24 protein-coding genes and 3 pseudogenes are annotated in these 19,337 nt (G+C 39.4%); 10 read left to right on the forward strand and 17 right to left on the reverse strand.

All coding sequences use genetic code 11. The annotated features are described in order from the left end of the window. Positions 1–124: 124 nt before the first annotated feature. Positions 125–409 (reverse strand): annotated as a pseudogene (locus BV11031_RS23065) (IS3 family transposase); the annotation flags it as partial. Between the two features lie 539 nt (positions 410–948). Between BV11031_RS23065 and BV11031_RS19135 the strand changes: the two are divergent. Beyond that, the gene (locus tag BV11031_RS19135; protein WP_129550849.1) at positions 949–1,404 is read left to right on the forward strand and encodes a helix-turn-helix domain-containing protein; all 456 of its coding nucleotides are present in this window, start codon (positions 949–951) and stop codon (positions 1,402–1,404) included. A gap of 5 nt (positions 1,405–1,409) precedes the next feature. After that, positions 1,410–2,657: an MvaI/BcnI family restriction endonuclease gene (locus tag BV11031_RS19140; protein ID WP_129550850.1), complete on the forward strand. Its 1,248-nt coding sequence runs from the start codon at positions 1,410–1,412 to the stop codon at positions 2,655–2,657. Between the two features lie 386 nt (positions 2,658–3,043). Here BV11031_RS19140 and BV11031_RS19145 read toward each other — a convergent pair whose 3' ends face one another. Both BV11031_RS19145 and BV11031_RS19150 read right to left on the reverse strand, forming a co-directional pair. Further along, complete coding sequence (locus BV11031_RS19145) at positions 3,044–3,634, reverse strand: YczE/YyaS/YitT family protein (protein WP_121643681.1); 591 nt, start codon at positions 3,632–3,634, stop codon at positions 3,044–3,046. Positions 3,635–3,645: 11 nt separating this feature from the next. Continuing rightward, a complete protein-coding gene (locus tag BV11031_RS19150) occupies positions 3,646–4,074 on the reverse strand; it encodes a GNAT family N-acetyltransferase (RefSeq protein ID WP_129550851.1) in 429 nt (142 codons plus the stop codon). A gap of 118 nt (positions 4,075–4,192) precedes the next feature. On the opposite strand from BV11031_RS19150, the gene BV11031_RS19155 reads away from it, so the two are divergent. After that, positions 4,193–4,645 carry a MarR family transcriptional regulator gene (locus BV11031_RS19155; protein ID WP_129550852.1) on the forward strand — a complete coding sequence of 151 codons (453 nt, stop codon included), beginning with the start codon at positions 4,193–4,195 and terminating at the stop codon, positions 4,643–4,645. A gap of 88 nt (positions 4,646–4,733) precedes the next feature. Here the strand turns inward: BV11031_RS19155 and BV11031_RS23070 are convergent, their stop codons facing one another. The 3 genes from BV11031_RS23070 to BV11031_RS19165 form a co-directional block, all read right to left on the reverse strand. Then, positions 4,734–5,090, reverse strand: a complete 357-nt coding sequence (locus tag BV11031_RS23070; RefSeq protein ID WP_241739796.1) for a hypothetical protein — start codon at positions 5,088–5,090, stop codon at positions 4,734–4,736. Positions 5,091–5,284: 194 nt separating this feature from the next. Further along, entirely contained in the window at positions 5,285–5,650 is a 366-nt protein-coding gene (locus tag BV11031_RS23075) for a hypothetical protein (protein ID WP_241739794.1), read from the reverse strand. Between the two features lie 101 nt (positions 5,651–5,751). Continuing rightward, complete coding sequence (locus BV11031_RS19165) at positions 5,752–6,102, reverse strand: winged helix-turn-helix transcriptional regulator (protein ID WP_129550853.1); 351 nt, start codon at positions 6,100–6,102, stop codon at positions 5,752–5,754. A 105-nt stretch (positions 6,103–6,207) separates the two neighbouring features. Between BV11031_RS19165 and BV11031_RS19170 the strand changes: the two genes are divergently transcribed. Then, positions 6,208–6,870: an MBL fold metallo-hydrolase gene (locus tag BV11031_RS19170; protein ID WP_129550854.1), complete on the forward strand. Its 663-nt coding sequence runs from the start codon at positions 6,208–6,210 to the stop codon at positions 6,868–6,870. Between the two features lie 116 nt (positions 6,871–6,986). On the opposite strand, the gene BV11031_RS19175 is transcribed toward BV11031_RS19170, so the two are convergent. The 3 genes and pseudogenes from BV11031_RS19175 to BV11031_RS19185 form a co-directional block, all read right to left on the reverse strand. After that, positions 6,987–7,466 (reverse strand): DUF2798 domain-containing protein, encoded by a 480-nt coding sequence (locus tag BV11031_RS19175; protein WP_129550855.1) that lies wholly within the window; start codon positions 7,464–7,466, stop codon positions 6,987–6,989. 82 nt (positions 7,467–7,548) lie between these two features. After that, a complete protein-coding gene (locus BV11031_RS19180) occupies positions 7,549–7,992 on the reverse strand; it encodes a GNAT family N-acetyltransferase (protein WP_129550856.1) in 444 nt (147 codons plus the stop codon). A gap of 18 nt (positions 7,993–8,010) precedes the next feature. Beyond that, positions 8,011–8,765 (reverse strand): annotated as a pseudogene (locus tag BV11031_RS19185) (pentapeptide repeat-containing protein). 131 nt (positions 8,766–8,896) lie between these two features. Between BV11031_RS19185 and BV11031_RS23080 the strand changes: the two are divergent. Beyond that, positions 8,897–9,030: pseudogene (locus BV11031_RS23080) on the forward strand (DUF4440 domain-containing protein); the annotation flags it as partial. Positions 9,031–9,182: 152 nt separating this feature from the next. Further along, the gene (locus BV11031_RS19190; RefSeq protein WP_129551028.1) at positions 9,183–9,929 is read left to right on the forward strand and encodes a YybI family spore inner coat protein; all 747 of its coding nucleotides are present in this window, start codon (positions 9,183–9,185) and stop codon (positions 9,927–9,929) included. Positions 9,930–10,162: 233 nt separating this feature from the next. Here the strand turns inward: BV11031_RS19190 and BV11031_RS19195 are convergent, their stop codons facing one another. From BV11031_RS19195 to BV11031_RS19220, 6 genes are all read right to left on the reverse strand, one after another. After that, positions 10,163–10,435, reverse strand: coding sequence for a DUF4176 domain-containing protein (locus BV11031_RS19195; protein WP_129550857.1), 273 nt, complete (start codon positions 10,433–10,435; stop codon positions 10,163–10,165). Between the two features lie 28 nt (positions 10,436–10,463). Next, the gene (locus BV11031_RS19200) at positions 10,464–11,192 is read right to left on the reverse strand and encodes a hypothetical protein (RefSeq protein ID WP_129550858.1); all 729 of its coding nucleotides are present in this window, start codon (positions 11,190–11,192) and stop codon (positions 10,464–10,466) included. 27 nt (positions 11,193–11,219) lie between these two features. After that, on the reverse strand, positions 11,220–12,653 hold the full coding sequence (locus BV11031_RS23085; RefSeq protein ID WP_241739792.1) for an LXG domain-containing protein: 1,434 nt from the start codon (positions 12,651–12,653) through the stop codon (positions 11,220–11,222). 16 nt (positions 12,654–12,669) lie between these two features. Next, positions 12,670–12,948, reverse strand: coding sequence for a DUF5344 family protein (locus tag BV11031_RS19210; RefSeq protein WP_129550859.1), 279 nt, complete (start codon positions 12,946–12,948; stop codon positions 12,670–12,672). A gap of 15 nt (positions 12,949–12,963) precedes the next feature. Then, a complete protein-coding gene (locus tag BV11031_RS19215; RefSeq protein WP_129550860.1) occupies positions 12,964–13,350 on the reverse strand; it encodes a YwqH-like family protein in 387 nt (128 codons plus the stop codon). A 280-nt stretch (positions 13,351–13,630) separates the two neighbouring features. Continuing rightward, positions 13,631–14,941: an MFS transporter gene (locus tag BV11031_RS19220; protein ID WP_100739632.1), complete on the reverse strand. Its 1,311-nt coding sequence runs from the start codon at positions 14,939–14,941 to the stop codon at positions 13,631–13,633. Positions 14,942–15,376: 435 nt separating this feature from the next. On the opposite strand from BV11031_RS19220, the gene BV11031_RS19225 reads away from it, so the two are divergent. Then, entirely contained in the window at positions 15,377–15,823 is a 447-nt protein-coding gene (locus BV11031_RS19225; protein WP_129550861.1) for a DUF6376 family protein, read from the forward strand. Positions 15,824–15,855: 32 nt separating this feature from the next. On the opposite strand, the gene BV11031_RS19230 is transcribed toward BV11031_RS19225, so the two are convergent. After that, the gene (locus BV11031_RS19230; RefSeq protein ID WP_100739630.1) at positions 15,856–16,785 is read right to left on the reverse strand and encodes a manganese-dependent inorganic pyrophosphatase; all 930 of its coding nucleotides are present in this window, start codon (positions 16,783–16,785) and stop codon (positions 15,856–15,858) included. A 204-nt stretch (positions 16,786–16,989) separates the two neighbouring features. On the opposite strand from BV11031_RS19230, the gene hypR reads away from it, so the two are divergent. Beyond that, positions 16,990–17,367, forward strand: coding sequence for a transcriptional regulator HypR (hypR, locus tag BV11031_RS19235; RefSeq protein ID WP_121641626.1), 378 nt, complete (start codon positions 16,990–16,992; stop codon positions 17,365–17,367). A gap of 29 nt (positions 17,368–17,396) precedes the next feature. On the opposite strand, the gene BV11031_RS19240 is transcribed toward hypR, so the two are convergent. Then, positions 17,397–17,879, reverse strand: coding sequence for a spore coat protein (locus BV11031_RS19240; protein WP_039074902.1), 483 nt, complete (start codon positions 17,877–17,879; stop codon positions 17,397–17,399). 143 nt (positions 17,880–18,022) lie between these two features. On the opposite strand from BV11031_RS19240, the gene BV11031_RS19245 reads away from it, so the two are divergent. Both BV11031_RS19245 and BV11031_RS19255 read left to right on the forward strand, forming a co-directional pair. Beyond that, on the forward strand, positions 18,023–18,172 hold the full coding sequence (locus tag BV11031_RS19245) for a hypothetical protein (RefSeq protein ID WP_087993668.1): 150 nt from the start codon (positions 18,023–18,025) through the stop codon (positions 18,170–18,172). A gap of 225 nt (positions 18,173–18,397) precedes the next feature. Further along, positions 18,398–19,327, forward strand: a complete 930-nt coding sequence (locus tag BV11031_RS19255) for a YybS family protein (protein ID WP_129550863.1) — start codon at positions 18,398–18,400, stop codon at positions 19,325–19,327. The last annotated feature ends 10 nt before the right edge of the window (positions 19,328–19,337 follow it).

Consider the following 19,337-nt stretch of genomic DNA (forward strand, 5'->3'; position numbering starts at 1 on the left):
TGCATAATAGAACAGTGATTTTACGATAACCATTTCAATACTTGTGTTTTCGGCAAAACACCAATTTGTCTTTCCAATGCCGTTTGGAATGATTCTTCGTCACATCTTTTTCCAATTCGTTATGCTTTTAACACTTCATTCTGTTGCCTCAGATGTCGATTCTCCACCTGTAGTTTCTTTAAGTTGGAAGCATACTCTGGAATTCCGTAAGTGTATTGCTTTCCTGCTTTCCAACAGGCTGTTCGAATCGATGTGTATACCCAGCCTTATGGCATCTCATCCATGTCTTCACCTGTGTCTTATTATTAATATTCAGTTTCTGCATGATCTCTTTCATAGGCACGCTTGCCAATCTTATGTCTACAGCCTTCTGTTTGACTTCAATCGGAGAACTCACTCTTGTCCCCATAATAAAACACTTCCAAGTTTAATGTCGAATAACAATCATCCGTTTTCAAACTTGAAGGTGTTTTTTATTTGTCTCATTTTATGGAGTTAGTCTCATTTAAATATAGGCGATTTTCTTTTAAGTTCATGTGATTTGAATTATGTATAAGTTGATGTTGTCATTTGTAAATCTGTTTATAGTCTTCAGGTGGGAATTTCTCGTATCATTTGGAGAATTAGTATCCGAGGCATAGGGAAGTGAACTAAATAGTTACTTCTAGTTTGCGAAGTTCTTTAATGAATATAGTTAATATTAAGTGATTAATATGTTTGAAGTTAAGATGTTTGCTTGTAAACAGAAAGTTTCGGTTTTAATTACTTCATGAAAATGTTTTTTACTATGTTATACAGTTTTTAAATATACATTTCTTATTTAAGGGAAGTGTCTTTTGTTATTTAATGAAAAAAAGAAAACCAGATAATATGTAAACTTAAACGAATTAAAAAGTGGTATTTGATTGTATATTATAAAAAAGATAATAAAAACAGGGAGATGGCTTTTTGAAAATTTTTTTCGGTGAGAATGTTGGTAAAATAATGACAAAAAGGGGATTGACTCAAAGAAAATTAAAAGAATTATCAAGGGTTTCAAGACAAACGATAAATAAAACTTTACAACTAACATCACAGAAAGATCTTGATATTAGTTTAACAACTGCATTATCAATTGCTAAGGCACTCAATGTAGACTTCCCTAGCTTATTTACTAGAATAAATACTCTTGAGGATATGAATAAATATAGGGATGATAACTATTTAATCATATTCTCTGAAAATGTGAAAAGGTTACATAGAGGAAGTTTACAAAAATACTTATCTACTCAACCAGGGGTAAGTGAGTCAACTATCAGTGAGATACTAAATTTGCAAGTGAATAATCCAAAATTATCATCAATGATTTATATTTCAGAGGCTTTAGGATGCCATTTAAGTGAACTATTAAGAAGAGAGGGATAAATTCAATGATTTTTGAACCTTATAAAGATGAAATTGATATTATTAACACTATTCACAAGTTCAATGAATCGGAATATGTGTTAATAAGATTGACATCTACTATGATAAACAAGAATAATCCAGATGCTAATGCCTTATTTCGTGATTTATTAAAAAGTAAGGGGATTGTAGATTACGAGAAATTACCTAATGGTGGAAATAAAGGGCATAAAGTTAATGCCAAATTATTATTAAATAGTACTGTGCAAGATGTAAAATTGAATCTATATAAGGTTACAGGGAAAAGAAGCGATAGGCGGTTTTCAATTTATGGAATACAAAAAATGTGGGAAGCAGGAAAAGTAAATGTATGTGATCTACTCTATATTACGGTAACCGATTTAGCTGGGGCTAAGCAGATTGTAATTCTTAATTTGACTAATAATGTACCTTCAGAAGAAGTATTAACTAAAGTCTTTGGCATAGATAAAGTTGCTGACTCAGCCAGTCGGTTGTTGCCTCAAATTAAAAGAATAGCACAAGCTGGTTTCCATAAAAACTCAAAAGGGAGTGGCAAAGTATCACCTAAGGATGTTGGTGATACCTTGGAGTTTTTGTTAGGCATTAAAACCAATAATAATCAAGAAGCAGATTTTGAAGGGAAGATTGAAATAAAATCAAAAACAGGAAAGACTTTAGATACTCTTTTTACTTTGAGGCCTCAGTTTGGTGGAACAATAGTTGAACAAATTGAAAAAAATGATAGAAGTAGAGTATCTGCTTTTACTCGTTTATACGGGTATGATTCTGATAAACATCTGGGCTATAAGAGTTTATATATTACAGTCGGTACGCGAATAGCGCCTCAAAATAGTTTAGGTTTTTTTCTGGAAGTTAATGAAGAAGGAAGAAGAGTTGAACTGAGAAAAAAGAATATTTCTAATAATGTAGATGAATTAACAGCATACTGGACTTTTTCAAGTTTGGAAAGTGAACTTTCCTTGAAGCATCCTGCTACTCTCTGGGTAAAAGCTGAGCAAAGAATGAATGGGGATACTGCTGAATTTAGATACTTAGAGGCTGAACTTTCAAGATCTCCACAATTTACAACATTTCTTTCGTTAATCAAAAGCGGTGGAATTACTTATGATTGGCGAGGCTATACTACTCCAAGAGGGAAGTATCAAGGTAAAAATCATGGTAATGCTTGGCGAATAAGAGGTAAAAATAGGAAATTTTTATTTGGTAGAATTGAAACTATTAGTTTAATATAAAAAAGTATTACTATTACTTAATATCTTTTTTATATGCTGAGTTTTGAAGCTATTAATGGTAACCCTATTATAAGATGAGTAATTTTTATAATAATCATAAAGTTTGTTATAGAATTATAAAAAAGGCAGCCCATACGGTTGTCTTTTATGGTTGCAAAAAGAGACTTACAACTAATGACATGGGGGATAGAAAACCAATTAGCTATAAACAATAGATATGAGACTGGCTTGTTTTTGTGTTTCACTTTTCTTCTCTCTTAGAGTAGTTCTGATTCAATCTATTGGCTGTATTCTTAGTAAGCTTAAAGATCACCCTCCTTTTCTATTTAAGAGTAAATAAGATCTTGTTCATAGAACATACATGGTCTCTCATTCAAACAATCAACTTACATGTTTAAAAAGCGCCGTTCAACATAAGGCATAAAAAAGTGAAGGATCATTCCACCTAAACAAACAGTTAAAAGGGTTCCGATGCCGATAGGCCCTTTACATATAATGGCTAATACTAAGAAAAGAGCATAGACCAATGTTCTTGAAAATAGGATTGTTCTTTTGGAGAGGTCGCGGATAATGAGTGTTAAATGGTCGATGGGTGTTGATGCAAATGTCGTCTGAAGATAGATGGCTGTTCCAAGACCGATGAGCACCAAACCGATTCCGAAACAAGCCAGTTTGCTAAACCACATGCTCGGAACAATCGTGCTTTTTACAATAAACAACCATAGGTCAATGCCTATCCCAGTAATAAATGCTGTAAGTAACCCCAACAACATAGGTTTTTTTCTCGTTAATATAGAGTTACAGATTAAGAGGAGCGCAGAAATAAGAACCTCCCAGCTTCCTACGGTAAGACCGACTTCTTCCGACAGGCCAACCAAAAGGGCATCGAAGGGCGATGTGCCTAGGCCTGACTGTATCGTTAAAGAAATGCCTAAACTTAATATGAGGATACCTAATCCGTAATACATATATTTGATTTTATTAGCACTCATTCTTTTGTCATCAAGACGTGCGGGATGCCGTCTTCCATAAATTCTGGTGAGGAAATCTGATAGCCCAGCTTTTTATAAAAGCCTGCTGCTTGTGTTTGCCCATGCAGTTTACATTTTGTCATTCCTTTTTCCTGCAAGATGTTTTCTAACCCGCTTATGATAGCCTTGCCCAATCCGTACTTACGGTAAGATTTTAGGACACAGATTCTTTCCAGTTTTCCTGTATGGTCTACGATGCGCACACGGCCTGTACCGACGGGTTGATTCTCATGAAATACCAAGATATGCTGGTATTGTTCTTGGAGCGTATCACACTCATCGAACTCATCAAATTCAGATACATGCTGCTCCTCAATGAATACCGTTCTTCTAATAGCTAGAGCAACGTGTAAATCCATTTCAGATGTGATTCTTTTTATATTCATATTTGATCAATCCTTTTCTGATATTAGTCTGGACTATACAGCATGCTTGTGGTCTTATAATAGTAAGGTTAAAACAATTTATTGTAATTGCAACAAAAATACGTGAGGGGTTTTAGGAATGAATGACATTTTGCGAGAGATCGGCATGATAGCAAGAGCGTTAGATTCCATAAGCAATATTGAATTTAAAGATTTGGACTTAACAAGAGGGCAGTATCTCTATCTCGTACGTATATACGAAAATCCGGGGATTATTCAAGAAAAATTGGCGGAAATGATCAAAGTCGACCGAACAACAGCTGCGCGGGCTATAAAGAAACTGGAAATGCAGGGGTTTATACAAAAAATGCCTGATGAGCAAAATAAAAAAATAAAAAAATTGTTCCCGACTGAGAAAGGGAACAAGGTGTATCCATTGTTAAGAAGAGAAGGAGAGCATTCCACGGAAGTGGCCTTGTCTGGTTTTACACCTGAGGAAAAGGAAACAATTTCTGTACTCATTCACAGAGTCAGGAACAATATAGAGCGGGATTGGGAATATGTGAAGAAGGGGAACAAAAGGGATTATTAATGGTCAACAAGTCGAGCCGGTGAGAACGGATTCTTCGGGTGCATGGGGATATTTTCAAGATAATGAGTCATGAATATGCTTCCCCCACTCAAATGGCAGTCTTGAATAGTTCCGATCTAAAACGATCCTCAATATCTGCAAGTGTCTGCAGTTTCTCCGAAAGCTGAGACCACTCTTTGTTTACAGATAAGTAATGACATAAACCGAGTTTTTCAGCTTGAATGATTTTGAGTTTTGATAGGTTTGTGGCCTTGTTTTTGAAAAAAAACGCAAAATCATTCGCTCTTTTTGCACTTAATTGAAAAAGAAAATATGTGGTATGATCGATCATTTCATGTGTAATGGGCCCATATCGCAGCTGCTGTGCATAATGAAGGATTGCATCTTTACCGATTATCTCTAAATTTGAGTTTTCAAACTCTTGGTAAGTTTTCTTAAAGTACATGATCGTCTTTTCGTATATTTCGTTATCATGTAACGAATGGGTCTTTTTTGGGGAACTCCATTATTTAAAATGTCCTTTACAATAGGGAATATCATCGGCCTTCCAAGCTTTTTTGAATTGTTCGAGCGTCAGTGGAACATAAGGGAATCCAGCTGGATCGTGCAGATAAATAGATTGATTGTCCATGGCATAGCCTAATAATAATGGTCAGCGCCATTTAAATGTTTATGGTTTGGCAGGTATGTGAGTTCTCCCATATTTAAAGGGCCTAATAAAACAGGTGCACGTGTCATTTGTTTTTTCAAGAGTGAAAAGGGAGCTTCCAAACAATCAGCCTGTTGATGTTCATCTGCGTCGATGCCAAGTATATTGAATGCGCAGTTAATACCATCATCAGGATCTTTCATACTTAAAAATAGTGTTTTTCCGTTTTCGAGCATGGCGCCCAAACCTACACCAGTTAAGACTTCGAACATTTGAGGAGAAACATGTTCACCTATTGATAAAAGAAACATAGCAGCTGAATTTGAGTAACAATAATGTCCATTTCCTATATACACAATCATCACCTCCAAGAAAATAAGGTAACTTTATAATTTTAGAAATTGAAAATCAACATCTGCATAAAGTCATTTCTCCTTAAGCGACAACTTCTCTTTATTCATCTCTTACGCATATACTCATTTCCCCATATTCTCATGGATGCAATAATAGGAGAAAGCTTTTCACCTAGTTCTGTCAAAGAATACTCCACTTTTTTGGGGACAGTGTTCTCTACATTTCTTTTCACCACACCATCTGCTTCCAGTTCTCTCAGCTGCAGCGTCAGCATTCTTTGTGTTATGCCTGGTATGAATCGTTTCAGCTCATTAAACCGGACTGGTTTCTGAGATAAGATGTCGATGATGATTCCTTTCCATTTCCCTCCGATAATATGCAGCGTCATTTCCACGGGACAAGCCTTTTTTACTTCTGCACTGCAAGCACCAAATCCATTTAACCGGTTTCCCATATTTGTCACCTCACAATGTAAGTTACAAAAATGTGCGCTATTACATAATTAACGAAGATGTATTACAGTAATGATATCGAAAAATTTCCAAAGGGTGTGGGTTGCATGAACTTGAGACAGTTATCAGAACATGTCTTTCAATGTGAGTTTGAACTTGATGTGCCTATTCATATCCCAGTTCATACTTGGTTCATCAAAGATGGTGAGGATGTATATATCATTGATACGGGAATAGAACGTTTTGCTGATGCTCAAATGAGGGCAGCATTAGCGATCGGCAATCCAAAAGCCATTTTGCTTACCCATGGCCATAGCGATCATATTCAGGGGGCACCAAAGTGGTTGGAGAGATTTGATTTTCCGATTTATGCGCATCAAAAAGAACTCGTGTATATCAATGGAGAAGAGCCTTATCCGAATAAAAATGAAGTGGAGAACACAGGGGTAGCCTATATTGTCCAGCCGCTAACGGAGCAAACGCTGGCTCACTTGCCTTTGCAATATTACTTAACACCCGGACATTCCCCGGGGCATGTGGTGTATCATCATGAAATCGACCATACTCTATTATCTGGGGACCTTTTTATCACAAGTAAGAAAAATTTACACCCGCCTATCAGAAGATTCAGTGTTGATATGAATGAGAACATCGATAGCGGCGCAATCATAGATGAAATCAAACCAACGCTTATCTGCTCTTCACATGGAGAAGAAATTGTTTATAACGAAGAATTGTATAAAAGCTACGTGTTAAGGTATAGGGACTAATTGAAGTTAGAAAAAAACATACGATTGAGTAAGTGCTGAAAGAAACAAATATTGACGGCAAGCGCTGAGGTGAATGTGCTGAAAAGGAGTGGGTGTAACGCTCACTCCTTTTCTATTTAAACAGCAGCTGTGAGCTTTGGTTTTACAACTTTCATAAAAATCCCTCTGACGAATGGACCCATAATCAGTAATTGCAGGGGATAAGCAAGGATAAAATTCTTCAATACTATCATAAGATAAGCGTTGAAGAGGCTGTCACCGCTAATTCCATTCGATAAAGCTGCTGACACTAAACCGAACACAGACATACAAAGCACCATGCCGATCACCATACACGTTGACATGACAAGGATGACATACAATTTCTTAGACTTGTTGAACGGCAAGCGGAACGCAATCTTTTTGGCAAGGGGTCCCACTGCCAGTAAATCTAACAGCAGCGCGACAATAAAACCGATGACCATTTCAAAAACGGTCACCAGTGAAAAATGATGAATGGCTCCGTTGATGATGGCATTGTAAATCGACATGACGCAGACCATTCCAAAGCACATCATCACGCCAAATATAAGACCTTCTTTTTTGTTTGTTGGCATACAATCATTCCTTCTCTCCATAATCGGTGATTAGTATACCAATGAATCACTTACGCTCATAAGTGACAAATTTGTGAACGATTTATCGGCCGGATCCGTCTTGTTTTGTCATCAGCACATGAGGAATGCCATCCAGCATGAATTCTTCTGATGCTGTCTGATAGCCGAGTTTTTTATAAAAACCTGCCGCTTGTGTCTGGCCGTACAATTTGAATGAGGAAATGCCTTGTTCTTTCACAATACGTTCTAACGCTTCAACGATCACTTTGCCCAGCCCGCATTTGCGATAAGGCTTCAGAATGCAGATTCTTTCCAGCTTGCCTACGTGGTCAACGATTCGGACACGTGCAGTGCCAACAGGTTCATTCTGATGATAAACGAGGATGTGCCGGCAATCTCCGCCGACTGTATCGAACTCATCGAATTCATCGGAAATGGGGCAACCTTGTTCTTCTACAAAGACTGCCTTTCTGATTTCAAACGCTGTATGTAAATCATGTTTTGCCATTATTCTCTTCACATTCATAAGGCGATCCTCTCTTTTTTATCGGTTTGTGACCCAATGGGCAGGGATTTGCAGAGACGGAGGCAGCTTTGTGTTTGAATCGCCGTTGGCGGCATTCACCTGTGCCTGTGTCAGAAAAATGCTCCCGGTCAGGTCGGCGCCGCTCAGATCAGCGTCTCTTACATCTGCACCGATAAAGTCTGACATTCTCAGGTCTGCATTTCTCAGATCGGCAGCAATGAGCAGCGCTCCTCTTAGATTTGCTCCTCGCAGATCAAGCCCTTTCGGTTTCGAGCCGATCAGAACATTTACCCGGCTGATTTTTTTCGGGCGTTTTGGATTGCGTGCTTGGGCGCGCACCAGTTCACTCGTTTTTAACAGCCATTCATTGATCTCAGCCCGGTGTTCGTTGTTTCTATAGAAAGCGCTTCATGTAAGTACCAGAGCATTTCGTGCAGCTGCTGCATGATAGGGAAGACGTCAAACATCTCGTTGGCCGTTTCAGGATGGTTTCGCCAATCCTTTCCCTCATAAGTGACTTGCGATACTTTCTGGCCGGCGCCAAAGCATTCATAAGCAGAACAGCCTCGAAATCCCTTTTCTCGGAGGTCTTTATGGATACAACATTGATAGTTTGCTTGCAAGTTGCGGCAAGGCGTGCCCCCGTCTTTGTCAAAAGCAAAAACCGCCGATTTCGCATAGGGCAAGGCGACGCAGCACAGGCCAAAACAGTGCTGGCAATCCGTGCTTAAACCATGATGTATATTGTCATGTAATGTCAATTCCGCAGACAATATCGTTCACCCCTTCACTTGGGAACTTCGTTAAATATATTTATTTGATTATATAGGAAATAGGGGTCCTTTTCATTTTTGTTATTTACGATTTCAGCGGGGCAAATGATTCATGATGATTGGGGGACCTTTTGGAACAGCAAATAAAAGATAAATCTCTGCGTGTGATTTGGCGATCCCAAATATTGATTTTGATACATTGATGAATTTTCGCAAGGAAGATGCCGTTTTAGTTGTGGTGCCCGGCAAGATCGCGCAAGGCGAGTGGCGTTGTGCCAGCGATCATTCATATGGTACGGATTTAATTAGTGTGTAGTGACTAATATGTCTTCCACGTGCCATTCCCACATATAATGATTCATTCAGCTGATAAGGAAGGTGACTTCATTGAATGGAAACGACAGGTTTGATGCGGGGATGTATAGAGGGATTCTTCAAAATTCATACGTATTTCAGCAGCCTGTTTCCTCCCGCGCAATCATTACATCAGCTCGCGGGGATGTAACGGGAGACGGCGTTATTGACGAAGTCTTTCTGACTGGCACCCAAATGCCTGGCAGCCCTTTATGGAGAGATATTATGTTGGTGATTCATGACGGCAGAATCCATCAGGAACAGCGACTCCAGCTCCAGAACAATATGGGATACAATCCGTCTCTTTTTCTCGGGGATTTGACAGGCGATAAGATCGTTGATGTGGCAGTGGTGATGGACACTGGGGGAAGCGGAGGCACTATATATGCCTATATTTTTGCCTATCTAAACCGGCAGTTTCAGCAGATTTTTCATTCGGATATGTTTAATGCTGAATGGAAGTACAGTGTGAAGTACCAAAATCAATATAAAGCGAGCGTCATCAGCCATCATCAGAATGAAATGTATATGCTCGACCTTACTTACAAAGGCGGGGAATATTTGAATGAGATTTATACCGCTCAGGGTGTGTTGAAAATGCCGATAGAAGGCTGGGTGAATCCTTTGTCTGGCTTGTACCCGGTTGATTTTGACAGAGACGGCACGTACGAACTGCTGGCGTATCAGCGGATCGCCGGGAGGTATAACGCTGACTCGCTGGGATATGTCCAAACCGTCTTGAAATGGAACGGACGGAGATTTATGCTTGACCGCCAGAATGTATCGATTGTTGGGAGTGGCCTGTCGTAAGTATCAAATCGTCTTATGAGAGAGGGCTTGTTTTTTATGGCCAAAGGAAAAGAGTGCTCACCATAAGCTTTTTTTGTTTTATGCTGTTTCAAGCGTTTTTTTTTGTGTATGTATGCTCGTTGGCATTGAAGAATAGATATTAGGCTGTCGAGATTTTCTCGACAGCCTGAGCATCTTAGGTATAAGATGCTTTAAAATTAATCTATGATCGCTTCCTTCAGAACTTTTTAAAATTAATCTATGATCGCTTCCTTCAGAACTTTTTGAAATTCAATTTCCTCTTCGTCCTGATAACCTTCAAAAATGACTGTTTCAATATCTGAATGATTAAAAGCAAATGTATACTCTTGATCAATATAACCTTCGGGATAAAATACACCGATATAATCAAACATTTTCGGGTTGTTGCTTACGACGATTTGTTTTCTGCCGTAAATCATCAGTTTTTTTGAACCGCCTTCTAATAAGACGATGGAGCCAGATGGTAATAGTTTATTTTCAGACATTAGTCTATCTCCCTTCTATTTTGGCCACTTAAGAGTTATTTCTTTTATTTGATTGATCTAATTCACGATTAGAGTCTTTTTTTAAACGTTTATTGATAATATTTTGGTTTGCTTTTATAAAAAAATATTGATGTATGAACTTAACAGCTACGTAGCAAAATAAGCATGCTCCGAATAATGCAACCATACTCATTACTGTATCAATAACAGAGTCAGAAAAACGAAAGAGAAATTGTGCTATGATATAACCTGCAGTTGGAGCAATGGTTAATAGGTTTGTTGTCCAAGATAACGATTTTGTTTTCTTTCGTTTATAATTAGGAAATTCAATTAGATAGTATCGTATAAAACCTATCATGACTATGCAGTAGGTTAATAGTGAGATGGCAATAAAAATCCAATTTAAACCATAGACGAAAATGGCTCTTTTAATAGAGACTATAAAAAAACTATAAGAAATTACTGCGAAAGAGCACCCGCTATAAATTAAAAAACTATGGCTATTTTTATATTTATCTAGCCTTTTAAATAGTGCAATTAGGGACCAGATATGAACAATTAAAATTAGAGGTAAAGTCGCAAAGGTAAAAGGACGAATCTCATTAACGATTAACGGAATTAAACAACAAATATCCAGCATAAAAAGAATTGCAAAAATCATGCCGAATTTTTCACGATTTGTATTTGGAGAAGTTAAATGTGTCTGTATTTCAGTTGGTAAATCTCTGTATTTCACATTTTCATTTAGTTTTAGCAAATTAAATTAACCTTCCTTCTATTTAAGCTATTTAAACCAACCAGCTACCGTTTTTAGTCCGGATTCTACAGTATCTTTAGCCATATCAGTCACACTCTTCTTGTCCTTTCCCCATTTAAATCCGCCAAGTAATTCAGAGACACCTATAGAGGCAATAAACCCTATTCCAGCAGCAGCTACTACAGGAAGACCTACAGTTCCAACAAATAGTGCGCCAACTCCAGCTCCAACTCCTAGAGTAACAGCCCCAATTCCAACATCAACCCCAACATCTCCTACTGTCTTCTCGACTGAAGCATTAGGATCATTTATATTATTTATCAAGTCTTCCCCTGTAGTAATTGCTACGCCGGCCCAACCTAGTTTACTTTTCATTGCGCCTTTTACAGCTGAAGGGACTTTGGTTTGTCTTGCAATTTCGGGTGTATGTCCTGCTTTCAATTGAGAGTTAGTCCAAGAATCCGGATAATTTTTCCCTTTTATATTAATTACTTTCCCGTTTTCTACTTTATAACCTCTAATTGTCTGTCCGTTTTTCAATGTCTTTTTTGTTTTCTTTATACTAACTCCATCCTTGGTGACATGTTTTACACTTGTTCCAAAGTCTTTAACAGCAGTAGCTGTACCGTAAGCACTTCCTGCACTTCCTATAGGGTACATCCAGTCGATTTCAAACGGGAGCTCTTCTTTTGTGACATCATCAACTTTCCCCTTTTCGTCTTTTTCACTAAAGCGCTTGAGCATTTTTCCTATGGGGGTTTTATCAGGATTTTGCAATTTACTCTGGAACTCAGGGGTGGCTTGGTTCACAACTGATGTAGGTTGAGGTTCAAAAATTGCTCCGCTCTGATAGGTAGAGATTTCGATTTTTGGCCCTGTATACATTTGCTTAAGCTGGTCGATGTATTGTTTCATTGTGGTTAAGTCTTGTTCAGCTGTTGTTAAGGCTGCTGCTTGTTCACGATCAAAGGTGTGTAGCTTTTCAATTGTTTCGTTAATTTGTCTCTCGGCTTTTTTTGTATTTTCATGAACAGCAGTGTCATCTAGGGCAGGCAAGTTTGCAATATGACTGACGGTTTGGGCAGTTTGGTTCGCCTTATCGGTTAGTTTAGCTGTTAATGATTCAGCCTTGGAGATTCCGTCTATAAGTTCATGCTCTAAAAAATTCTGCGAGATCAATCCATTTTCTGTAGGTTCTAAATTTTCTAAGGCGCTTTTCATCTTTTCTAAAATTCCTTTATAGTCAGAAATAAAAGATTCATAAAAAAGAAGAAAAGTGATGTGGCATTCTTCGTAAAAAGAGCGAATGGCTTCACCGCCTTTCCCTTTTAATGCATCATCGAGAGACGTGATACCCTTAATGCTTTCTTTAACTCTCTTAATTTCTTCTGTTTGGTGTTTCAATGCAGTCAATGTTTCGTCTATGCCGTTATGGAATGCTTGAACATCAAGTGTTTTCAATGATAGTACCTCCTTTTTATTGGGTTTTTATAGAGGAAGCCAGCGTTTCATCAGTATGCTGTAGTGCTTCAATGGCTTGTTCAGTTTGTATGGATTGTTTAGTCAGGGTCGAAGTATATACTTTTGTTAAACCTTCTAATTCTTTATTAATGCTTTCAATTTTAGTCAGAACATCTAGGTGGTTTTGACCGCTTATATTTGCCGGAATGTTGAAACTCTTTCCGTGGTTAGAGCCTTTTAACTTAGAAATTGCCTGTTTGACTTCATCGGTTTTGACTTTCACTTCTAGACTCATTGATCTGAACTCCTTTTACTGATGAGACTCTTTCTCTTCCTTTTCCAATCTTTCAATTTTTCCTTTTAATGAGCTAATCTCTTTGCCAAGCGTATCGATCTCACCTTGAATTGATGTGATATGTTCATTTAACTTATCTAATAAATTATTGAATTGATTGAATTCGATATCATGATAAGCTGTTTTAATTTCATTTCTCGTTTCTGTAAATGAGTCAGCAAGACTGCCCTGCCAAGTATTAGCTGAGAGCTTCGGATTTTTCATTGTATCTTTTGAGTCGATAAATTCCTCTTTTATGCTTTTTAACTCCGTTTTGCAGGACTTGAGCTGAACCAAGTGGTCCTTTTTAACACTTAATGTGCCTTGCATAGCATATAATGAGACCTTCTCCATCATTAACATCTTGCCAACGCTCCTTCTGATTTTGGTTCAAATGACCCGGCGCTACTGGGTGTTTTATAGATTATTTTTAATGTTACATCATGGTATATCTGAGTTAAATAGGAAAAATGGATGATAATATCAATGGGGTTCTGTATGCTGATGATTAGTTGAAATCGTTTTTTATTCTTTACATCACTTTTTGAAAGCTCTATCTACATTTGATTAGAAACCGAGTGAAGAAATTGTAACAATTTTTCTTATCTTGTCACACAAAAAGAGAGCCGTTCGAGTCGGCTCTCTATTCCAGTTTAATCCTTTTCACATCCCCTAGAACAAATACATAAAAAATCAGGCCTATTAGCAATACCAGCCCGGCTACCAGAAAGCTGAGCGTAAAGGAGCCTGTCACATCAACCAAATATCCTGTCAGCGAAGCAGCGATAATGCCTCCAAACAGGTTGTTTGCCAGGTTCACCATAGAGCTTAGCATGGACACGGAACCGATCGGCGCGAGCTCTGCGGAGATGGACCAGCCGACTGGAGCGGTTGCGGAAATGCCGGCGAGTCCGATTGAAATGCAGATAATCGCGACGGTGATATTGTTCGTCAGAATGGAGCCTAAAAAGAAAAAGCCGAAACTCATTCCGACAATGATTACGGTTCGGTATACTTTGGTGTTGGGATAACCTTTCTTAATAAAGTAATCGACGAGCCAGCCGCCGACGACAATTCCGGAAATGGTTGAGATCAGCCATGGTACAGCCGTAAATAAACCGGACGACATGATATCCATTCCGTATGTATGTTTAAAGAAAGTCGGAAGCCAGGTAAGCAGCAGGTTGAATGTATAGCCGTACCCTGTAAATCCGATCATTAAGCCCCATACTTTCCGGTTGGAGAATAGCTTTTTTAATAGCGGACCCGTTTTATAAGGGATTTGCTCTGTTGTGATTGAATTGTGTTTTTGGATATAGTTTAGCTCACCTTTGGAAATGCGTTTGTGTCGTTCAGGCTGCTCATAATACTGCCAGAAAAAGATTGTAAACAGCACATTGATGCATCCAATCGTCAAAAAAGCGACACGCCAGTCAAACGCAGTGACGAGAAAGGCGACCAATGGCGCGCCGATCACGTTTGAAAACTTGGCGGCCGAGTCGAACAGTGAGTTTGCCAACCCCCGCTCACTTGGAGGAAACCATTGAGCGGTTGCCTTAGAAGCGGCAGGGAACGCGGAGGCGCTCGTCAGCCCAATGAGAAAGCGAAATAGATACAACAGTAATTTTCCTTGCAAAAAAGCAAGGAGGATGGTTAAAAGACTCCATATGGTCATTCCAATCCTCGTGACCCACGCCACGCCAAACCGATCCAGCAAACTGCCGACAGGCAGTTGCATCAGTGTATAGGAATAAGTGTAAATGGAAAACACGATGCCGAGTTCGGTTGCTGTAAGGTGAAACGAATCTTGTATCGCAGGGGCCGCTACAGAGATGGCCACTCGGTCAAAATAATTAAGAATAATAATGCCGCTGAGTAACGAAGATATGTACCATCTGGTATGTCCAGGCCGTTTCACGCGCTCTTGACTCATGATGAAAACCTCCTCTGTCATAGCATGATCTCCTGATGGAAATACCATTCAAATTTTACATACCACAGCGTGCGTTTACGTAAACGGACAACAGAAATTTGACTGCTCAGGCCCGGTGCCTTAGAATGAAAGTAATAAAAATGAACACTCCAAAGGGGAGTAGCTTTCACAGTAAAGTCGTCATTACGGGACAAGATGTCCTCGGCTTTGCTGGCAATCTCATTGTTAGCGAGACCTTTGCCAAATCTGATTTGGTGAAGGTCTTTTTGTTTCTAACTTCACCAAAATCGGTGGAGTTTTTTCATTTTTAACATAAAGGGAGAGGAGCGTCAGGATGTCTAAGCTGAAAAAGTGGCTGAAGCGTGAATTGGTGAGGAAAGGGCTGCCATTAGCGAAAGAAAAATTGATCCCGATCTTAAAAGAAAAGATGAAGAAGAAACGATGAGGAGGCTGACGATGAAAATCATGTTGACTGTTGTTGCCGGAGTGGAGCTTTTGAGTGCAGGTGGATGCGGTATGCTTGATCAGGTGACTGACGGATTGAATTATACGAGTGAAGCGACGGGCTATGTGGAGAAGGTGAAGACATTTGCAGAGGAGGCGCCTGAATTGGCTGAACAAGCTGTAAATGACGCGGAGGCGAAAGAAAAACTTGAAGCGCAGCTTGAAACGATTCAGCAGGCTGCCGCTGATTTTAATGAATTAACACCGCCCGATGCCGCCGCGGAGATCCATCAAACCATTCAGGAGCATAATGAAACGTTGCAGAAAAGTGCTGAAGATGTATTGAAACAAGTGGAGGAAGGCAAAGTATCGCTTGAGGAATTGGAGCAGTCCGACATTGTCCAAAACGCAAAGCAAATCACCGATGTGATGGGACAGATTGAAAAGCTTGGCGAATAAGAAAAATCATCCCTGCGCGGGATGATTTTTCATTAGTCAGCCATTGCGTCAGTTAAGACAGGGACGACTTGTTTTTTACGAGAAACAACGCCTTTTAAGAGGGCTGTGTTGTTTTCTAATGTAACGTTGAACGCTTTTTCCACTTTCGCTGCTTCGTTACCGATCGCAAGGGCAAGTGAATCATTTTCTAAGATGTCTGTAATGACAAGAAGGAATAGGTCAAGGTTCTTTTCGGCCACAACGGCAGAAATCGCAGCTTCTAATTCAGCTTGGCGTTTTTTCACATCTTCAATGTCCACTGTATTCACTTGTGCGATTTCGACTTTTTTGCTGCCGAGTGTAAATTCTTTGGCATCAAGAGAAATCAGTTCTTCGACTGTTTTTTTGCTTAAGTCAGCACCAGCTTTTAGCATGTTCAAGCCGTATTCTTCTGCATCTACGCCGGCGATTTCAGCAAGCTCTTTTGCAGCAGCTACGTCTTGGTCTGTGCAAGTAGGAGATTTGAATAACAGAGAATCGGAAATGATCGCTGACAGCATCAGGCCGGCAATTTCTTTTTCGATCTTCACGTTATTTTCTTTGTACATTTTGTTTAAGATTGTAGCCGTGCAGCCTACAGGCTCAGCGCGATAGTAAAGCGGCTCAGCTGTTTCAAAGTTAGCGATGCGGTGGTGGTCGATCACTTCAAGAACCTGAACATCTTCAATGTCCTTGATGCTTTGCTGGCGTTCGTTATGGTCAACCAGGATAACACCGTTTACTTCGTTAGCAGCTGTTTCAACAAGACGCGGGCTTTCTTGTTTGAAATAGTCAAGCGCGTATTGTGTTTCTCCGTTAACTTGTCCGAGACGGACTGGTTCAGCATTGAAGCCAAGTTTGTTTTTCAAATCAGCATAAGCAATCGCAGAACAAATCGTATCTGTGTCTGGGTTTTGGTGTCCAAAAATAAGTATCTTTTCCATGATAGCTCCTTATCTTTTTTTAAGTATTGTCATCTTTATATAGTTTAACACGTCTTGATGCGGGTGTAATCATGCAAACCCTTAAAAATTGATGTGAATAAAAAGCATTTTCTTTGAGCCTAAGAGAAAAGGCGTGTAAAATACTGGGTAGCTAAGTTGCGAAATGTAATGTAGTATCAAAAAAGGTACTATTGGAGGTCAAGTATGAGTGAAAAAAAGAATAAATACCCGAACAAAGAAGGCTGTCCAGTTGAATTTACGCTAGATGTCATTGGCGGAAAGTGGAAAGGAATTCTTTTTTATCACATGATAGATGGCAAGAAGCGGTTTAATGAGTTTCGCCGGATCTGCCCGAGTATCACCCAAAGAATGCTCACTCTTCAGCTGCGGGAGCTGGAAGCGGATGGCATCGTGCATCGTGAGGTATACCATCAGGTGCCGCCAAAGGTTGAATACTCTCTGACGGAATTCGGGCGAACGCTGGAACCAATCGTGTTGCAAATGAAAGAGTGGGGAGAATCTAACAGAGATGTGCTGGAATCTTATCGTTCGAACGGCATGCTGAAGGATCAGCACAAATAGCAGCAAAGGGATCTCCTTTGCTGCTTGTTTTATTTCATTGAAAGAGCTTTGTTGGCGTTTCTGACATCATTTTTCAATAGTTCAGAAAGGTTGTAGGCTGGATAGTATCCGTGCTGATACATGTATTGGAATACTTGCGCATGCCACTTAATGGCTGCGTTGAGCTGTTTGACAAGCACATTTCTTAATTGAGGTGTCGCTGTTTCAGTGATGGCGATCGCGTAGTTGCGGACTGATGTTTTGGCAAGAACAAGCAGGTCGCCGCTGTAGAATGGGTTATCCGCGCGTTCTTCCTCGTCATCACGAGCCATCGGTGCTTGTGGGAAGAATGGGAGAAGCTCTCTTAGATTTTGCTCTATGGCTTGTATGGATACGGCATAAAGCTGTTTAAGCTGGGGATCTCTTACTTCCTTTATCATTTTCTTCAGTTTAATGAGTCCGATTGACTGAAAAGCGACCAGCTCATGCAACTCTAATGTTTCATGCCAAGCCAATGTTCTGCGTTCATCCATTTAACAATTCTCCTTTATCAATGAGATTCCATACCAGCATATGCCCAACGCTCAATGTTGTTCATGATGTTTTGAAGTTTTTAAAACGGGAAATTCACCTTATAAAGGATACGGGTTGAGAACATGCAAATGAGGTGAAACACATGTGGGACATGATAAGGAATTTTTTCTTGTTTAGCAGCGGCGTTCTGCAAGCAACAACCCTTTTACTAGTGATTTTAATCTTTATGTATGTCAGAAAAACGAAAAAGAAAAACAAGGAATCTTCTGGCTTTATGGATGATAAACATTAATCGTGATGGGCATTCTTTTCAAAGAATGTCTTTTCATTTGCAATGTTTCACATGAAACATCAGCGTCATTTTACTTGCGATTTGGACTTATGTTAAAATGGAAAAGGAAAATGCAGAGAAGATATGAAAACTTTCGGTGCAAAGCATGTTGCAGCGATGAAGAAAGAGCAGTCGTTTATGCTGCTCTTTTCTATTCGTGTGTTCAGGATGATACGAGGTGACTAAGTGAAACAAACGAGAGCATTAATGGAAGGTGCTGTTTTAATCAGTCTTTTTGCGATCATCACGCTTTTGGTCGTATATGTACCTGTGATCGGAACAATTCTGTTTTTGGCAATGCCTCTGCCCTTGATCCTGTATACGATCAGACATGGATTGAAATTAGGGATGTGGATGGGCGCTGTCAGTCTTCCGGTTGTTTTTATTGTCGGGTCTTTCAACGGACTTATTTTAGCTTTTATGTCAGCTTGCGCTGGCATTGCCATGGGGCACTTTTTCAAGAAGAAAGAACCCGGGAACGCCATCATTTCGGGCGCTCTTATTTATATGCTTTGTATTGTCTTCTATTTTGTGATAAGCATTCAGTTTTTGGGTATCAATATCATTGATGAAGCAATGATACAATACCGGCAGACTCTTGATATGGTAGGAACGGTAGTGAAGCAGTCGGGCAATGCTGAACAGCTTGATAAGCAATTGAAACTGATGGAAGAACAAATGGGTATCGTTCAATATCTTTTTCCAACAGCTATTGTGATGGTCGGAGCTATTTTTTCTTTCCTCAGTTACCTTATCGCTAAGCCGCTCTTAAGGCGATTCTCCCCCGATATTCCTAATCTAAAGCCTTTTAGAGAGTTGAAGTTTCCACAAAGTGTTGTAGTGCTGTATTTAATGATTGTGTTGCTTTCATTTTTGCCTTTAGAAAAGGGCCAAATGCTGTACTCTATCGCTTTAAATGGGGAGTTTATACTCGGGTTTCTGATTTTCATCCAAGGTTTATCATTTATCTTTTTCTATTGCCATAAAAAACAATATCCGAAGGCTGCGGCAGTGATTGCAGTGATTCTTGGGCTGATGCATCCGATTTTTATGGCAGCGATTCGCATTTTAGGCGTAATAGATATAGGCTTTCATATAAGGAAAAAGGTGAAGTGAACATGAGTTT

The organism is Bacillus vallismortis (genome assembly GCF_004116955.1).
Taxonomy (GTDB): domain Bacteria; phylum Bacillota; class Bacilli; order Bacillales; family Bacillaceae; genus Bacillus; species Bacillus vallismortis.

What these genes read in the sequence shown, in the direction of transcription:
- BV11031_RS19215 (WP_129550860.1), bottom strand. Translation starts at nt 13,350, where the DNA reads ATGTTAATGATGGAGAAGGTCTCATTATATGCTATGCAAGGCACATTA.
- BV11031_RS19230 (WP_100739630.1), bottom strand. Translation starts at nt 16,785, where the DNA reads ATGGAAAAGATACTTATTTTTGGACACCAAAACCCAGACACAGATACG.
- BV11031_RS19165 (WP_129550853.1), bottom strand. Translation starts at nt 6,102, where the DNA reads ATGGGAAACCGGTTAAATGGATTTGGTGCTTGCAGTGCAGAAGTAAAA.
- BV11031_RS19180 (WP_129550856.1), bottom strand. Translation starts at nt 7,992, where the DNA reads ATGAATGTGAAGAGAATAATGGCAAAACATGATTTACATACAGCGTTT.
- BV11031_RS19210 (WP_129550859.1), bottom strand. Translation starts at nt 12,948, where the DNA reads ATGAGTCTAGAAGTGAAAGTCAAAACCGATGAAGTCAAACAGGCAATT.
- BV11031_RS23070 (WP_241739796.1), bottom strand. Translation starts at nt 5,090, where the DNA reads ATGTACTTTAAGAAAACTTACCAAGAGTTTGAAAACTCAAATTTAGAG.
- BV11031_RS19240 (WP_039074902.1), bottom strand. Translation starts at nt 17,879, where the DNA reads ATGGATGAACGCAGAACATTGGCTTGGCATGAAACATTAGAGTTGCAT.
- BV11031_RS19140 (WP_129550850.1), top strand. Translation starts at nt 1,410, where the DNA reads ATGATTTTTGAACCTTATAAAGATGAAATTGATATTATTAACACTATT.
- BV11031_RS19220 (WP_100739632.1), bottom strand. Translation starts at nt 14,941, where the DNA reads ATGACAGAGGAGGTTTTCATCATGAGTCAAGAGCGCGTGAAACGGCCT.
- BV11031_RS19155 (WP_129550852.1), top strand. Translation starts at nt 4,193, where the DNA reads ATGAATGACATTTTGCGAGAGATCGGCATGATAGCAAGAGCGTTAGAT.
- BV11031_RS19245 (WP_087993668.1), top strand. Translation starts at nt 18,023, where the DNA reads ATGTGGGACATGATAAGGAATTTTTTCTTGTTTAGCAGCGGCGTTCTG.
- BV11031_RS19175 (WP_129550855.1), bottom strand. Translation starts at nt 7,466, where the DNA reads ATGCCAACAAACAAAAAAGAAGGTCTTATATTTGGCGTGATGATGTGC.
- hypR (WP_121641626.1), top strand. Translation starts at nt 16,990, where the DNA reads ATGAGTGAAAAAAAGAATAAATACCCGAACAAAGAAGGCTGTCCAGTT.
- BV11031_RS19150 (WP_129550851.1), bottom strand. Translation starts at nt 4,074, where the DNA reads ATGAATATAAAAAGAATCACATCTGAAATGGATTTACACGTTGCTCTA.
- BV11031_RS19195 (WP_129550857.1), bottom strand. Translation starts at nt 10,435, where the DNA reads ATGTCTGAAAATAAACTATTACCATCTGGCTCCATCGTCTTATTAGAA.
- BV11031_RS19225 (WP_129550861.1), top strand. Translation starts at nt 15,377, where the DNA reads ATGAAAATCATGTTGACTGTTGTTGCCGGAGTGGAGCTTTTGAGTGCA.
- BV11031_RS19190 (WP_129551028.1), top strand. Translation starts at nt 9,183, where the DNA reads ATGTATAGAGGGATTCTTCAAAATTCATACGTATTTCAGCAGCCTGTT.
- BV11031_RS19170 (WP_129550854.1), top strand. Translation starts at nt 6,208, where the DNA reads ATGAACTTGAGACAGTTATCAGAACATGTCTTTCAATGTGAGTTTGAA.